16 protein-coding genes and 1 tRNA gene are annotated in these 15,192 nt (G+C 66.6%); 9 read left to right on the top strand and 8 right to left on the bottom strand.

Features of this window, described 5'->3' with window-relative positions; genetic code table 11:
- Positions 1-546 carry a DUF2946 family protein gene (locus QTI24_RS15095; RefSeq protein WP_286601488.1) on the top strand — a complete coding sequence of 182 codons (546 nt, stop codon included), beginning with the start codon at positions 1-3 and terminating at the stop codon, positions 544-546.
- Positions 547-610: 64 nt separating this feature from the next.
- On the opposite strand, the gene QTI24_RS15100 is transcribed toward QTI24_RS15095, so the two are convergent.
- From QTI24_RS15100 to QTI24_RS15115, 4 genes are all read right to left on the bottom strand, one after another.
- Complete coding sequence (locus QTI24_RS15100; protein ID WP_286601489.1) at positions 611-1,264, bottom strand: c-type cytochrome; 654 nt, start codon at positions 1,262-1,264, stop codon at positions 611-613.
- Positions 1,265-1,343: 79 nt separating this feature from the next.
- On the bottom strand, positions 1,344-2,696 hold the full coding sequence (locus QTI24_RS15105) for an efflux transporter outer membrane subunit (RefSeq protein WP_286601492.1): 1,353 nt from the start codon (positions 2,694-2,696) through the stop codon (positions 1,344-1,346).
- A 140-nt stretch (positions 2,697-2,836) separates the two neighbouring features.
- A complete protein-coding gene (locus tag QTI24_RS15110; RefSeq protein ID WP_286601494.1) occupies positions 2,837-5,989 on the bottom strand; it encodes an efflux RND transporter permease subunit in 3,153 nt (1,050 codons plus the stop codon).
- Between the two features lie 13 nt (positions 5,990-6,002).
- Complete coding sequence (locus QTI24_RS15115; RefSeq protein ID WP_286601496.1) at positions 6,003-7,247, bottom strand: efflux RND transporter periplasmic adaptor subunit; 1,245 nt, start codon at positions 7,245-7,247, stop codon at positions 6,003-6,005.
- A gap of 160 nt (positions 7,248-7,407) precedes the next feature.
- Here QTI24_RS15115 and QTI24_RS15120 point away from each other — a divergent pair, with 160 nt between their 5' ends.
- Positions 7,408-8,046: a TetR family transcriptional regulator gene (locus tag QTI24_RS15120; protein WP_286601498.1), complete on the top strand. Its 639-nt coding sequence runs from the start codon at positions 7,408-7,410 to the stop codon at positions 8,044-8,046.
- A gap of 44 nt (positions 8,047-8,090) precedes the next feature.
- Positions 8,091-8,165: transfer RNA gene (locus tag QTI24_RS15125), tRNA-Arg, on the top strand.
- 208 nt (positions 8,166-8,373) lie between these two features.
- Here QTI24_RS15125 and QTI24_RS15130 read toward each other — a convergent pair.
- Positions 8,374-8,604, bottom strand: a complete 231-nt coding sequence (locus tag QTI24_RS15130; RefSeq protein WP_286601500.1) for a helix-turn-helix domain-containing protein — start codon at positions 8,602-8,604, stop codon at positions 8,374-8,376.
- 165 nt (positions 8,605-8,769) lie between these two features.
- Here QTI24_RS15130 and QTI24_RS15135 point away from each other — a divergent pair, with 165 nt between their 5' ends.
- Entirely contained in the window at positions 8,770-9,441 is a 672-nt protein-coding gene (locus QTI24_RS15135; RefSeq protein WP_286601501.1) for a Bug family tripartite tricarboxylate transporter substrate binding protein, read from the top strand.
- A 12-nt stretch (positions 9,442-9,453) separates the two neighbouring features.
- Here the strand turns inward: QTI24_RS15135 and QTI24_RS15140 are convergent, their stop codons facing one another.
- Positions 9,454-10,053: a cysteine hydrolase family protein gene (locus QTI24_RS15140; RefSeq protein WP_353506093.1), complete on the bottom strand. Its 600-nt coding sequence runs from the start codon at positions 10,051-10,053 to the stop codon at positions 9,454-9,456.
- A gap of 62 nt (positions 10,054-10,115) precedes the next feature.
- Positions 10,116-10,937, bottom strand: a complete 822-nt coding sequence (locus tag QTI24_RS15145; protein ID WP_286601502.1) for an alpha/beta fold hydrolase — start codon at positions 10,935-10,937, stop codon at positions 10,116-10,118.
- 150 nt (positions 10,938-11,087) lie between these two features.
- Between QTI24_RS15145 and QTI24_RS15150 the strand changes: the two genes are divergently transcribed.
- Genes QTI24_RS15150 through QTI24_RS15160 form a run of 3 tightly spaced genes read left to right on the top strand, consistent with a single transcriptional unit; the run spans position 11,088 to position 13,101 of the window.
- Positions 11,088-12,023 (top strand): pseudouridine-5'-phosphate glycosidase, encoded by a 936-nt coding sequence (locus tag QTI24_RS15150; RefSeq protein ID WP_286601503.1) that lies wholly within the window; start codon positions 11,088-11,090, stop codon positions 12,021-12,023.
- 42 nt (positions 12,024-12,065) lie between these two features.
- Positions 12,066-12,335 (top strand): hypothetical protein, encoded by a 270-nt coding sequence (locus QTI24_RS15155; protein ID WP_286601504.1) that lies wholly within the window; start codon positions 12,066-12,068, stop codon positions 12,333-12,335.
- 37 nt (positions 12,336-12,372) lie between these two features.
- A complete protein-coding gene (locus QTI24_RS15160) occupies positions 12,373-13,101 on the top strand; it encodes a glutathione S-transferase (RefSeq protein ID WP_286601505.1) in 729 nt (242 codons plus the stop codon).
- 20 nt (positions 13,102-13,121) lie between these two features.
- Here QTI24_RS15160 and rsmI read toward each other — a convergent pair whose 3' ends face one another.
- On the bottom strand, positions 13,122-14,057 hold the full coding sequence (rsmI, locus tag QTI24_RS15165; protein WP_286601507.1) for a 16S rRNA (cytidine(1402)-2'-O)-methyltransferase: 936 nt from the start codon (positions 14,055-14,057) through the stop codon (positions 13,122-13,124).
- Between the two features lie 40 nt (positions 14,058-14,097).
- On the opposite strand from rsmI, the gene QTI24_RS15170 reads away from it, so the two are divergent.
- Entirely contained in the window at positions 14,098-14,454 is a 357-nt protein-coding gene (locus QTI24_RS15170) for a YraN family protein (protein ID WP_286601509.1), read from the top strand.
- A 96-nt stretch (positions 14,455-14,550) separates the two neighbouring features.
- On the top strand, positions 14,551-15,186 hold the full coding sequence (locus QTI24_RS15175) for an SIS domain-containing protein (RefSeq protein WP_286601511.1): 636 nt from the start codon (positions 14,551-14,553) through the stop codon (positions 15,184-15,186).
- Positions 15,187-15,192: the final 6 nt, after the last annotated feature.

Consider the following 15,192-nt stretch of genomic DNA (forward strand, 5'->3'; position numbering starts at 1 on the left):
ATGGACGACATCGTCAAACAGGCGCTTGCCAAGTGGCCGAATGTGCCGCACTGCTACGGCTGGCTCGGGCTCGACGCACGGGGCAACTGGTACTTGCGCGACGACCGCACGCAGGCCACCGGGCCGTTTCCCGTTGCCAAGGGCTCGCTGCTGCAGCACGAAAAGCTGATCGACTTCATCCAGCGCAACTACGAGCATGACGCGCAGGGGCAGTGGTTCTTCCAGAACGGTCCGCAGCGCGTGTACGTCGAGCTTGAAGCCGCACCCTGGATCTGGCGGCTCGGCGGAGATTTCTCCGTCAACTCCCATTCGGGCCTGGCCGTCGAGCCATCGGCCTGCCTGCTCGACGAGGAGGGCAAGCTCTATCTGGTTGCGCCCATCGGGTTGGGCCTGATCCACACGCAGGACACGGGCCTGGCCGCCGAGGCCGTCGAGCAGGGGCGTTGGGTGCCGGAAAACGTTCGCGCTGCGGATTTGCCTGCGCGCTTCGGGCACGTGATGAGCCCGGCCGCGAGCCAGCCGGCCAAGCCCGCTGCGCCGGGCTGAGCGAAAACGGCGCAATGAAAAAGCCCGCAGGACGCGGGCTTTCTTGTCTGGGAGGCGGAGGTTCTTACTTGCCGTTCGTCGCGGTGGCGGCGGGAGCTGCCGGCGCCGCGGCGGGCGCAGGTGCCGCAGCATCGGCGGCGGCAGGTGCTGCAGCGGCCGCTTCGCCCGCCGCCGGGCGTTCGGGCGTCGGGAACTTGGCGCCCCCTGCATTGGCCAAGTAGGCCACGGCACGGCCGATTTCGAGGTCTTCGAAGTCTCCGCCGCCTTGCGGAGGCATCGCGCCCTTGCCCTTCAGCGCATGCTCGAGCAGCGTGGCAAAGCCCTGCCCAATGCGAGGGCCCCAGGCCGCAGCGTCGTTCAGGTGGGGTGCGCCGGGAATGCCCGGGCTGCCGTGACAAGCCACACACTGGGCCTTGAACACGGTTTCGCCGGTGGCGAGGGGACGGTTGGCATCGCGGATCTCGATGGAACCCACCTTCTTGAGGCGTTCTGCGATCTCGCGATCCCGGGCTTCCTTCGAAACCCCGTAGAGCGACATGCTGTCACCCTCTGCGGAACCCGAGGGATGGGTGCCGGAGACCACGTACGAAACGAGGGCTGCAATGATCAGGATGGGCGCAATGAAGGAGAAAAATACCGCCAGCAGCAGTTGCTTCGGGTTCTTGATCGGGCCGGTGTGGGCTTCTTCTGTCGCCTGGTAGTGCGGTTCTGCGCTCATTGCGTCCTCGGTATCGGGGGCTTTTTTCGGATCAACCGGCGATTATAGAGAGGCGCCCTGGGCGCCCCCCTTTCACCCGTCAATGTGTGGCCCAGCCGCCACCCAGCGTCTTGTACAGCGTCACCTGGTTCTGCAGCAGCGATTGCCGCGTCTGCGCCGTTGCAAGCTGCGACGTGAAGAGCGAGCGCTGGGCGTCGAGCAGGTCGAGTCCGCTGGCGATGCCGTTGCGATAACGCATGTCCGACAGCCTGAAGCGCACCTCCTCGGCATTCGTCTGCGCCACGAGGGCGCGCAACTGATCGTCGAAGGTTGCGCGGCCCGCGAGGGCGTCGGCGACTTCGCGGAATGCCGTCTGGATGGTCTTCTCGTACTGCGCCACCGCGATCTCGCGTCCAGCGCGTGCCGAGTCCAGGGTGGCCTGGTTGGCGCCCGCATTGAAGATCGGCAAGGTGATCTGCGGCGCAAACGCCCAGGCCTTCGATCCGCTCTTGAAGAGACCCGAGAACTCGGTGCTCGCCGTGCCGATGGACGAGGTCAGCGTGACGCGCGGGAAGAAGTTCGCACGTGCCGCGCCGATGTCGGCGTTGGCCGCGATCAGCTGTTGCTCGGCGGCGCGGATGTCCGGGCGTTCGCCCAGCAGGTCGGACGGCAGCCCGGCCGGCAGGTCCTGCATCGGCGCCAGGGCCTTGAGCCCTTCCTTGCTGCCTACGATCGCCTCGGGCGGCACCGGGGCACCGATCAATTGCGCGAGGGCGTTCTCGTTCTGCATGCGCACGCGCTGCTGCTGTGCATAGGCTGCGCGCGCCGTTTCCGCCTGCGATTCCGCGAACCGGAAGTCGATCTCCGACGAGACGCCGTTGTCGAAGCGCAGCTTCGTGAGTTTGAGCGACTCGTCGCGCGTCGCCATCGTCTGGCGTGTGATCTCGAGCACTTCGTCATCGCCCAGCACCGCGAGCCATCCGTTGGCCACGGCGGCGATCAGGCTGATCTGCGCCGCCTTGCGTGCTTCCTCGGTGGCGAGGTACTGCGCGAGCGCGGAGTCCTTGAGGCTGGCGATGCGGCCGAAGAAGTCGATCTCCCATGCCGTGAAGCCCAGCCCGACCGAGTAGCTTTCGGACACTCCCGGCCCGAGCAGCGATGGCCGCTGCCGAGTGCCGCTCGCAGTCGCGTCCACTGCCGGGAACAAGGCCGAGCGCTGGATCTGGAACTGCGCGCGCGCCTGCTCGATGTTGAGCACCGAGATCCGCAGGTCACGATTGTTGGCCAGCGCCAGTTCGATCAGCTTCTGGAGCCGCGGATCCGTGAAGAAGTCCTGCCACGCAATCGTGGAAGTCAGCGGCTCCCCCGCACTCGAAGGCTGCGCATTCGGAAAAACCGCCGGCACCGGCGCCTCCGGCCGCTCGTACTTCGGAATCAGCGAACAACCGCTCATCAAAAGTGCCGCGCCAAGCGCAGCGAGCCGAGTTCGTGAAACACCGCGGAACCGGCTTTGCCGGGCCGCTGGTGTTGCCCCCTGCAAGGGGGTGGGCGTAGCGACACGAAGTGCGCGAAGCCTGGGGGTGTACTTGGTCATCATGCTTCCTCGATCCCAGCCGCCTGCGCATGGCGCTTGTCGGCCTCGTGCTGGCGCTCGCTGCCCTTGAACAGGCTGCGCACGACCACGAAAAACACCGGCACAAAAATCACCGCGAGCGCCGTGCCGGTCAACATGCCGCCCAGCACGCCGGTGCCGATCGCGCGCTGGCTCGCCGAGCCCGCGCCCGTCGCCAGCACCAGCGGCAGCACGCCGAGGCCGAAGGCCAGCGAAGTCATCACGATCGGCCGGAACCGCAGGTGCGCCGCGGCCAGTGCCGACTCGATCACGCCCTTGCCCTGCGCCTGCAGGTCCTTGGCGAACTCGATGATCAGAATCGCGTTCTTCGCCGAGAGGCCGATGATCGTGATCAGGCCCACCTGGAAGTACACGTCGTTCGCCAACGAGCGGAACAGCGTCGCCAGCAGCACGCCCAACACGCCCAGCGGCACCACCATGATCACCGCCAGCGGGATTGTCCAGCTCTCGTACAACGCGGCCAGGCACAGGAACACCGCCAGGATCGCGAAGCCGTAGAGGATGATGGCCTGGGAGCCCGCGAGCTTTTCTTCGCGCGACTGGCCGGTCCATTCGTAGCCGAAGCCCGGGGGCAGTTGCGCGGCCAGCTTTTCCATCTCGGCCATCGCAGCGCCCGAGCTGAAACCATGTGCCGCCGAGCCCGAAATGCGGATCGCCGGATAGCCGTTGTAGCGCACGGTCTGTTGAGCGCCCGTGATCCAGCGCGTCGTCGCAAAGGCCGACAGCGGCACGGGCAAGCCCTTGCTGTTGCTGGCGTTGAGCTTGAGCAGATCCTCGGGCTGCATCCGCGCCGGCGCATCGGCTTGCACCACCACCCGCTGCAGACGACCCCGGTTGGGGAAGTCGTTCACGTAGGTCGAACCGAGGGCGGTCGACAGCGTGGTGTTGATCGCATCGAAGGTCACGCCCAGCGCATTCGCCTTGTCGCGGTCGATCTCGATCTGCAGCTGCGGCGCGTCTTCGAGCCCGTCCGGCCGCACCTGTGTGAGGATGGGGCTCTTGCTCGCCATGCCCAGCAACTGGTTGCGCGCATTCACCAGCGCCTCGTGGCCCGCGCCGGCGCGGTCCTGCAGGCGGAAGGTGAAGCCGCTCGCGTTGCCCAGTTCAGGAATGGGCGGTGGGCTCAGCGGATAGATGAAGGCGTCGCGCACACTGGAGAGCGCACCGAAGGCGCGCCCCGCGAGGGCATCGGCCGACTGGCTTTGCTCATGGCGCTTGTCCCAGTCCTTGAGCGTCACGAAGGCGAGACCGGCGTTCTGGCCCTGGCCCGAGAAGCTGAAGCCCAGCACCCCGACCATGCTCTGCACTTCAGGCTGCTTGAGGATGTAGGCCTCGACGTCCTTGATCACCGACAGCATGCGTTCCTGCGTCGCGCCCGGCGGCAGCTGCACGTTGATGATGATGTTGCCCTGGTCTTCCTGCGGCAGGAAGGAGGTCGGCAACTGGCGGTACACGACCACGACCGCGCCGATGATCGCCGCGTAGATCACGAGGTAGCGTGCCGCGCGCTTGAGGATGCGCGCCACCACGCTCTCGTAGCCCTTGGCCGTGCGCGAGAACCCACGATTGAACCAGCCGAAGAAGCCCTTCTTCTCGTGGTGATGGCCGGCTTCCACCGGCTTGAGCAAGGTCGCGCACAGCGCAGGCGTCAGCGACAGCGCCATGAAGGCCGAGAAGCCGATCGACGCCACCATCACCGCCGAGAACTGGCGGTAGATGTTGCCGGTGGAACCCGCGAAGAAGGCCAGCGGCACGAACACCGAGATCAGCACCACCGTCACACCGATGATGGCGCCCGAGATCTGCCGCATCGCCTTGCGTGTAGCTTCGAGCGGGGAGAGGCCTTCCTCGCTCATGATGCGCTCGACGTTCTCGACCACCACGATCGCATCGTCCACCACGATACCGATCACCAGCACCATGCCGAACATCGTCAGCACGTTGATCGAGAAACCCAGCGCAAGCAGCGTGGCGAAAGTGCCCAGCAGCGCGATCGGCACGACGATGGTAGGGATGATCGTGTAGCGCCAGTTCTGCAGGAACAGGAACATCACCAGGAACACCAGCGCCACGGCCTCGAACAGCGTCTTGACCACTTCGGTGATCGAGATGCTCACGAAGCGCGAGCTGTCGTAGGGGATGGTCCACTTCACGCCTTCGGGGAAGAAGCGCGAGAGTTCGTCCATCTTGGCGCGGATGGCCTTGGCCGAAGCCAGCGCATTGCCGTTCGGCGCGAGCTGGACGCCGATACCGACGGCCGGCTCGCCATTCAGGCGCGCCGACGTCGAATACGACTGGCCACCCAGCTCGATGCGCGCGACGTCGCGCAGCCGCACCGCCGAACCATCGGTGTTGGCGCGCAGCACGATGCTGCCGAACTGCTCGACCGTCGTGAGCTGGCCGTTGACCACCACGGTGGCGGCAATGGCCTGGCCGGGCGAATTCGGCAAGTCGCCGATGATGCCGGAGGACACCTGCGCGTTCTGCGCCCTGATCGACGCGTTCACGTCGGCCGGCGACAGGTTGAAGCCCTGCAGCTTGGCCGGATCGATCCAGATGCGCATGGAGCGCTCGGTGCCGAACAGCTGCGCCTGGCCGATGCCGGGCACGCGCTGCAGTTCAGGCACCACGTTGCGCGCCGCGTAGTCGCCCAGCGCGATCGGGTCGTAGGCCGGGTTGTCCGACGAGAGGATCGTGAACAGCAGGAAGTTGTTGCGCGACTTGTCCACGCGCACGCCCTGCTGTGTCACCGCCGCCGGCAGGCGAGGGGTGGCGCGCGACAGGCGGTTTTGCACGTCCACCTGCGCGAGGTCGGGATTGGTGCCCGTCTCGAAGGTGATCGTGATCGTGCCGGTGCCGTCCGCCTGCGCGACCGACTCCATATAGATCAGACCCGGCGAGCCGTTCATCTCGCGCTCGATCACCGACAGCACGCTGTCTTCCAGTGTCTGGGCCGAGGCGCCGGGGTAAGCCGTGTTGATGACGATGGCCGGCGGAGCCACCGGCGGGTATTGCGAGATCGGAAGCTGCGTGATCGCCACGCTGCCCATCACGATGATGAACAGCGCGATCACCCACGCAAAGATCGGACGGTCGATAAAGAACTTGGCCATGCGGGCGCGCTCCTTACTGCTTCGCGGCGGGAGCCGGAGCGGCGGCTGCCGCGGCAGCAGGAGTGGCCGGTGCAGGGGCCTTCCACGGCACTGCCTTCACGGGCGTGCCGGGCGGCATCATCTGGAGCTTCTGGAAGCCGTCGACCATCACCTGTTCGCCGGCCTTCAGGCCTTCGAGCACCACCCACTGGTTGTCTTGCGCGGCGCTGATCTTCACCGTGCGCTTGCTGAGCTTGCCGTCGGGCTCGACCACGGTCAGCGTGTCACCTTGCTGCGTGCGCGTGACAGCCTGCTGCGGAACGGTGATGGCGTTGGCCGCCTGCGCCTGCTCCAGCCGCACGCGCACGTACAGGCCGGGCAGCAGCTCGCCCTTGGGATTGGGAACCTCCGCGCGCAGCGTGACCTGGCCCGTGGTCGCGTCGACCGTCAGGTCGGAGAACAGCAGCCGGCCGGGCAGCGCGTATTCGGTGCCGTCTTCGAGCACCACGCGAACGCTCGCGGCATTGGGGCCGCTCGCGCGCTTGAACTGGCCGGCCTCCATGGCGCGGCGCAGACGCAGCACATCCGTCGCCGACTGCGTGAAGTTCACGTACATCGGATCGATCTGCTGGATCACGGCCAGCTCCGTGGCGTCGTTCTGGCCCACCAGCGCGCCTTCGGTCACCAGCGCGCGGCCGATGCGGCCGGAAATCGGCGCGGTCACGGCGGCGTAGCTCATGTTGATCTTGGCGGTCGTCAGCGCGGCGCGGCTCACGCCCACGTCGGCCTCGGCCGTCTTCTGCGCCGCCACCGCGTTGTCGTATTCCTGCTTGCTGACCGCGTTGGCTGCGACCAGCGGTTTGTAGCGCTCGGCCAGCGCCTTCGCCTGCGCCGCATTGGCTTCGGCGCGCGCCAGGCTGGCCTCAGCGCTGCGCTGGGCTGCGGCGTAGGGGGCCGGATCGATGCGGAACAGCGGCTGGCCCGCCTTCACGTCGCTGCCTTCCTTGAACAGCCTTTCGAGCAGGATGCCGGCCGCACGGGCACGCACCTGCGAAACGCGCGAGGCTTCGAGCCGGCCCGGCAGTTCGGTGATCAGGCCGACGTTGGTCGGCGTGGCGACCACCACGCCGACTTCGGGCGGTGGCGGCGCGGCGCCACCGGCTCCCGGGGCGGCGCCCTTGCCGCAGGCCGTCAGTGCCAGAAGCACGGCGGTGGCGGCGGCAGCGGCTGCGAGGCGCGGGGAGAACAATGAGTGGCGCGAGACATGCAGGACGGGCATGCGATTCCTTTGAAGCGAGGAAGATGACGATGCATGGTTCGCGCCAGCGCCTAAAGCAACACGGCGAACATGACCATCGGGAAAGGGCTGTAGTTTACATACATTCATGCATGTATAGTGACAGCCGTGCGCAATTGCGCATTCTAAGAAGGGAGACTAAGTGGTTCGTCGTACAAAGGAAGAGGCGCTCGAGACGCGGCATCGGTTGCTCGATGCCGCCGAAGTGCTCTTCCAGGCCCAGGGGGTATCGCAGACCTCGCTGCAGCAGATCGCGCAGCAGGCTGGAGCCACGCGCGGCGCGATCTACTGGCACTTCAAGGACAAGGCGGACCTGTTCAACGCCATGATGGACCGCGTCAAGCTGCCGCTGGAGGCAGCCGCGCAGCAGGTGGCCGGTGGCCCCGAAGCCGACCCCATCGAGGACGTCGAACGCATGATGGCCGAGGCCCTGAAACTGATGACCTCCGACCCCCAGGTGCGCCGCGTTTTCGACATCGCCACGCACAAGGTCGAATACACGCACGACATGCAATCGGTGCATCAACGGCACCTGGACGCACGCAACGCCTGCGTGATCGATTTCGAGAAAGCCATGCTCGCCGGCGCCCGCCGCGCCCGCATCCGGCTGCCGATCCCGGCCGCTGCGGCGGCGCTGGGGCTGCATGCGCTGATCAGCGGATTGATCCAGGACTGGCTGCTGGACCCCGAGGCCTTCGACCTGGTGTCGACCGGGCGGCGGACCTTTCGGGTCTACCTGTCAGGGCTGGGATTTGTCAGACCTTTGGCGAGCGGCGCCTGATAGGCGATAATGGAGGGCTTCTGACATGGTCAGGGGACACCCATCTCGCTGTATTTCAACGGATAGAATTCGGCCCTCCGAAGGCTGAGATCCAGGTTCGATTCCTGGCGGCGGGACCAAATTTGAGGCCGGAAGCATGCAAATGCTTCCGGCCTTTTTCGTTTCTCCCAAAGTCCACGCACTATTAGTCTTGCGAGTGCGTGCGTCCAACTTGGCAGCACGCTTGGCCGCGGTCGGCTCGCTTTGCTTGGAGCAGATCTCTCAGCCAACGGTCCATGTGGCCATCGAACAAGGACGGCGTGTCGTCAGTGCGCAGACAAACAGTGCTCATAAAAGCTGATTGATCAGCGCCGCTGGTGAAACGCCGAGCGCTTTGCACACATCCATGAATTCGACCACGTCGAGTTGCCGCTCTCCATTCTCGTATTTCGACACAAAGGACTGGGGTCGCTTCAAGCGATTCGCTACCTGCGACTGCGTCAACGCTGCTTCACTGCGCGCTTGCGCGAGCAGTTGCCGAAGTTTCGAATAGGGATTGGGTTGCAGTCCACGGGGCACGCGGGCGAAAGTACATCCCGTTTTGGAATATCCCGTTTCAGGATATTATGGCTGCGAAGCGCAGGGCCTTGGATGTGATGCGGGTCTCGTCAACTCGCGCATCTGTACGCGCGAAACGTGGGGCTCTTCGCGGCAGTTCCAGCAACGGGTTTTCAGGGAGACACCATGCACCACTTACTCAGACACCTCACCCTCGCCGCCACATCCTCCTTGCGGCAGACCGCCCAGGCGTTCGAGCCACCTGCCTCGACCTACCCCACCCGCCCGATCCGCATGGTTGTCGACTCCTTACGCAGCGGCGCCATCGAAAACATCGCGCGGATGGTCGCTGGCAAGCTCGGTGTCGAGTTCGGTCAGTCGGTCGACTTCGACAGCAGACCGGACGTGGGTGGCACGCTGGGACTCGCGGCAGTGGCGCGCGCGGCGCCGGACGGCTACACGCTGCTTATGAGCAGCAACACGACGATGTCGATCGCGCCGCACCTCTTCAACCAGCTCCCGAGCAACCCGCGCGTCGCCTTCGTGCCCGTGGCGCTGGTCAGCCTGTTGCCTTGCGGCGTGGTGGTGAATTCGTCCACGCCGGCGCCGGACCTCCAAGGCCGCATCGAGTGGCTGAAAAAATGCGGCGGCAAGATCGACGGTGTCTACGCACCACCGGGGACTCCCGGCGCGATCGTCGACAAGCTGGCCGCCGCAATCAGGCGCACGGTTCGAACGGCCGACGTGCGGGCGCAATTGGCGAAACAGGGCGTCGACCTTGTGCTTCTCACGGGGCCCGCCGCCCGTGCCTTCCTCGATCAAGAGGATGAGAGTCGAGCCGCGGCAGTGCGTGCCTGACCCTCGGCCGTGTCACCCACTTTCGCCGCCGCTCCATGTCGCGAGCAACTCGGCGGTCGTCACGATCGCATGCGCATACGTCGGCCCGTTGATCTCATGCGCGACCTTCATCGCCTCCATGGAAAACGCCGCGGTCGCATCACGCACGAGCGTCACGTGATACCCCAGCTCCACCGCGAACTTCCCCGTCGTCTCGATGCAGGTATTCGCCAGCAACCCGATCAGCACCACCTTGCTCACCCCATGCTGTCGCAACTGAATATCCAAATCAGTATTCGCAAACCCGCTCGACCCGCGATGCTCCTTGATCATCACGTCCTCAGCCTCCGGCTGAAAATCCGGATGCCACTCCGCCCCCCAGGTGCCTTCGGCAAATAGCTGGATGCGATGCCCGCCCAGCTGATAGGGCGTCGGATGCGCCCACCCGCTGAAGTCCGAAGGCTTCGAGCGGTTATGCGGCACATAGAACACGCGGATGCCCGCCTTCCTGCAAGCCGCGACGACCTGGCGCATGTTCGCGATCGTGTCCGTCTGGTCGATCACGGCCTTGGCGCGGCCTTGCAGCTTGCCGCCCTCGGACAGAAAGTCGTTGTACGGGTCGACCAGCAGCAAGGCAGTGCTCATGGTTCTCTCCTTCGAGGCGGCCGGCATCGGCCGCAGGAACAAACGCTCAATCAGCCCTTGATGAACGCGAGCAGGTCGGCGTTGATCACATCCGGATGCGTCGCACACATCCCGTGCGGCAGCCCCGGGTACACCTTCAGCTCCGCACCCTTCACCAGCTTCGACGACAGCAGCGCCGAATCGGCAATGGGCACGATCTGGTCGTCGTCGCCGTGCATGACGAAGGTCGGCACGTCGATCTTCTTCAGGTCTTCGGTGAAGTCGGTTTCGGAGAAGGCCTTGACGCAGTCGTAGTGCGCCTTGATGCCGCCCATCATTCCCTGCCGCCACCAGTTCTGGCGGATGCCCTCGGAGATCTTCGCGTCGGGGCGGTTGTAGCCATAGAAGGGCAGGGTGATGTCGCGGTAGAACTCGGCTCGGTTGCCGGCGACGCCGGCGCGGATGCCGTCGAACACGTCGATAGGCAGGCCGCCCGGGTTGGCCTCTGACTTCACCATGATCGGCGGCACGGCGCCGATCAGCACGGCCTTGGCGACACGCTTCGTGCCGTGGCGTCCTAGGTAGCGCGCCACTTCGCCGCCGCCGGTGGAGTGGCCGACGTGGATCGCGTCCTTCAGGTCCAGCGCGGCGGTGAGCGCGGCGAGGTCGTCTGCGTAGGTGTCCATCTCGTTGCCAGTCCACGTCTGCGTCGATCGGCCGTGGCCGCGCCGGTCGTGCGCGATCACGCGATAGCCCTGCGCCAGGAAGAAGAGCATCTGGTTGTCCCAGTCGTCCGCCGACAGGGGCCAGCCGTGCGAGAAGACGATGGGTTGGCCCTGGCCCCAGTCCTTGTAGTAGATCTCGGTGCCGTCTTTGGTGGTGATGAAGGGCATGGTCAAGCTCCTTGTGGGAATGGGTTGGGGGAGGATGGCGGAGCCGGCAGTATGCTCGGATACTCCGCAAAAGTGGCCCCCCCGAGGGGAGGCTCCGACCCCTCCCGAATGCGGATCGGCGCATTGGCCTTTGGAGATAGAGACACCCCGATGGCTCCCGAACTTGCCCGCTCCTGGCTGACCTTCAGTGCTCCCGTGGCTGCGTCGCAGGCCGCCGGACGCCCGGTCGTGGCGCTCGAATCGACCATCATTGCACACGGCATGCCGTACCCGGAAAACGTCCGCACGGCGCGCGAAGTGGAAGGGCTGATCCGCGGTCTGGGCGCCGACCCCGCGACGATCGCGGTGATCGGCGGACGCATCCGCATCGGCCTGTCCGATGACGAACTGGAACTGCTCGGCCGCTCGAAGGAGGCGCAGAAAGTCAGCCGCCGCGACTTGCCGGCCGTGCTTGCCAGCGGCGGGCTCGGCGCGACCACGGTGGCCGGCACGATGATCTGCGCGGCGCTCGCAGGCATCGAGGTTTTCGTGACCGGCGGCATCGGCGGCGTGCACCGCGGTGCGTCAGAGAGCTTCGACATCTCGGCGGACCTGCAGGAGCTGGCGAAGACCTCGGTGGCCGTGGTGTGCGCGGGCGCCAAGTCCATCCTCGACATCGGGCTCACGCTCGAATACCTGGAAACGCGCGGCGTGCCGGTACTCAGTTGCGAGCAGGACAATTTCGCGGCCTTCTACACGCGCGACAGCGGTTTTCGGGCGGACTACAGGTTCGACGATGCGGAGGCGCAGGCCCGCTTCATCCGCACCAAGTGGGATCTGGGGCTTGCAGGCGGCGTCGTGCTGAGCACGCCGGTCCCCGAGTCAGCCGCGATGCCGCGCGAGGAGATCGACGCGCTGACGCGGCAGGCGCTCGACGAGGCCAAGGCGCAAGGCATCACCGGCAAGGCGGTGACGCCCTTCCTGCTGGCGCGCATCAAGGCGCTGACGGGCGGGCGCAGCCTCGCGACCAACATCGTGCTCGTCAAGCACAACGCCGAGGTGGGTGCCAGGCTGGCGCTGGCATTGGCATCGCTGTCGCGTCGTTAACATGCCCGATCGAATGATCAATCCAAGGGAAGCAGAGGCCGCATGACGAACGAGAGCAACCAAAGAGCCGCCGAGCTGAAGAAGATGACGCTCTGCGCCTCCTGCGCTGGCATCCAGCGGAACTGGCGCCGCGCGCCGGGGCACGCCGAACTCGTGCAGCAGTCCAGCCGCAAGGCCGTGCGCAGCGATGCAGATGGCGGCAGCCACACGGTCACGCTGACCAGCTACCGCTGCGACGCCTGCGGCACGCGCTGGGAATACGAGAACGACAAGACGAACCAGCAGGCGGGCTGGTCGGTGGTCGGGCAGTAGGCCCGGCTTTCACGGCGGCTCGTTGCGCGGAGGGCTTGTGACGTACCAACTGCACTACTGGCCCACGATCCAGGGCCGCGGCGAATTCGTGCGTCTGGCGCTGGAGGCTGCCGGCGCGGCCTATGTCGACGTGGCGCGCGAACCGCCTTCGAAAGGCGGCGGTGAGGCAGGGCTGGGGCGCCGCATGGCCGATCCAGGCAATCCGCGTCCCTCGTTCGCGCCGCCCTTCCTGGTCGATGGCGACATCGTCGTCGGGCAGACCGCGGCGATCCTCCTGTACCTGGGTCCGCGCCTGGGGCTGGCGGGTGTCGGCGACGCCGACGGGATCTGGGCGCACCAGTTGCAGCTCACCATCGCCGATGCGGTGGCCGAGGCGCACGACACGCACCACCCGCTGTCGACGGGCCTCTACTACGAAGACCAGCGCGAGGCGGCGCTGGAGAGGGCGAAGGCGTTTCGCGAAGAGCGCATTCCCAAGTTCCTCGACTGGTTCGAGCTGATCCTGCAGCGCAATCCCGCCGGTGACCTGCATCTGGTCAGCGACGTGCTGACCTACGCCGACCTGTCGCTGTTCCAACTCGTGGCGGGGTTGCGCTACGCGTTTCCGAAGGCGACGGCGCGGGCACTCGCGCGGACGCCCGTCGTCGCTAAGCTCGCGACGAACGTGAGCCGCCGCCAGCGGGTGCAAGAGTATCTGCAGAGCCCTCGCCGCATCCCCTTCAACGAGGACGGCATCTTCCGGGCGTATCCCGAACTCGACGGCTGATCGCGAAGGGCGGCGAGCGCCTAGTCGTTGGGCTCTTCGCGGATGCGCAGGGCCGCGTCGTAAAGCGCATTGCGCGGTGCGCCGCTGATCTCGGCTGCCACGCGCACCGCGCTCTTGACCGGCAGTTCGGCCAGCAGCAGGCGCAGCACGCGCTCGCCTTCGACACCGTCGTCGGCCGTCGCAGGCTTGGGATGCAGCACCAGTGCGAACTCGCCGCGCGTGCGGTCGCGGCTTGCCGCAAACCAGTCGGGCAGGGCGGACGCGGTGACGGTCGCGATTTCCTCGAATTGCTTCGTGAGCTCGCGGCCCACGGTGATCTGTCGCTCGCCGAGGGTCGTCAGCGCGCGCGCCAGCGCCTCGATGCGATGAGGCGCTTCGAGCAGCACCACGCTGCGAGGCTCGTCGGCCAGTTCGAGCACGGCGGCATCGCGCTCGCCTGTCTTGCTGGGCAGGAAGCCCGCGAAGACGAATGCGCTGCCGGCGTCGCCCGTCGCCACCAGACCCGCCGCACCGACCAGGGTCGTCACGCTGCTGGCGCCGGGCAAGGGCAGCACGCGGTAACCCGCCTCGCGCACTGCGGCAACCAGGCGTGCGCCAGGGTCGCTCACGCCGGGCGTGCCGGCGTCGCTGACGTAGGCAACGCGCTCACCGTTCGCCAGCCTGGCGATCACGGCCTGTGCAGCCTCGGCCTCGTTGTGCTGGTGAAGTGCCATGAGCTGGGCGGATGTGCGCTCGATGCCATAGGCGCGCAGCAGGCTTTGCGTGTGGCGGGTGTCCTCGCACGCCACGGCATCGACGATCTGCAGGACGTGCAGCGCGCGCAGCGTGATGTCCGCCAGGTTGCCGATCGGCGTCGCGACCACGTAGAGCGTCGCCTGCGGATAATGCTGCGCGCCCGCGGCATCGCGCGCGGCCTGCAGGGCAGCGCCGAACGAAGCGGGTGCGAGTGAGGTCAATGGGTTTCTCCAGAACAAGACGACAGGGAGGTCGCCGCAGGTGACGACAAAGCAGCGAGGCGACGCGGCGGAAGACGCCGCGCTCGACCACTTGCAGGCGGCGGGCCTGAGCCTGGTCGCGCGCAATTATCGAACCCCCGGCCGCGGCGGCGGCGAGATCGACCTGATCATGCGCGATCCGCGCGATGGCACGCTGGTGTTCGTCGAGGTGCGACAGCGCGCGAGCGGCACGCATGGCGGCGCCGGCGGCAGCATCACCGGCGTGAAGCAGCGCCGCATCATCTTCGCGGCGCGACACTACATCAGCCGGCTTCGCGTGCTGCCGCCATGCCGATTCGACGTCGTGTTGATCGAGGAGCACATCGAGTGGCTCCAGGCTGCGTTCGATGCGGGTTGAGCCGTTCGCGGAACCCATCGGGCCGATCCCGGCTCCATTGCGGTACACGTTTTGTTTCACTGAGCGCGCTCCATCGCGCAGTTATCATCCCGCCCCATGCTTGAGCAACGCATCCAGCAGCATTTCATCGACAGCGCCGACCTGAAGTACCAGGCAGGCCCCCTTCTCGGTAAACCCATTTCGCAAGCGATGCAGGCGCTGCTCGCGTGCGTCACCAGCGGAGGCAAGATCCTCGCGTGCGGCGCGGGCGTCTCCGGCTTTCTGGCGGCGCAGTTCGCTTCGCAGTTCGTCGGCCGTTTCGAGCGCGATCGCCCCGAGCTGGCCGCGATCGCCTTGCCTGGCGACCCGACCGATCCCGCGGCCGACACGCCCGATGCACTCGACGCCGACCGCTTCGCGCGGCAGGTCCGCGCCCTCGGCCAGGCCGGCGACGTGCTGCTCGTCCTGAGCGCGAGCGGCCAGTCCGCCGCGGTGCTGGCGGCGGTCGAAGCGGCCCATGCGCGGGACATGACGGTCGTCGCACTGCTCGGCAACGCCGGCAGCTCGGGCGGCGGCTCGGGTGGGGCGGTAGGGCGCGCGCTGCGCGAAACCGACGTCCAGGTCACCGTGCCGCACGAGCGCGCGGCGCGCATCCACGAGGTGCACCTGCTGACGCTGCACTGCCTGTGCGACGGCGTCGACGCGCAATTGCTCGGCGACCAGGACAGCGATTCCTCGCTCCTGTCGGCCTGAGCCGGA

This window comes from Variovorax sp. J22P240 (genome assembly GCF_030316855.1).
Classification (GTDB): domain Bacteria; phylum Pseudomonadota; class Gammaproteobacteria; order Burkholderiales; family Burkholderiaceae_C; genus Variovorax.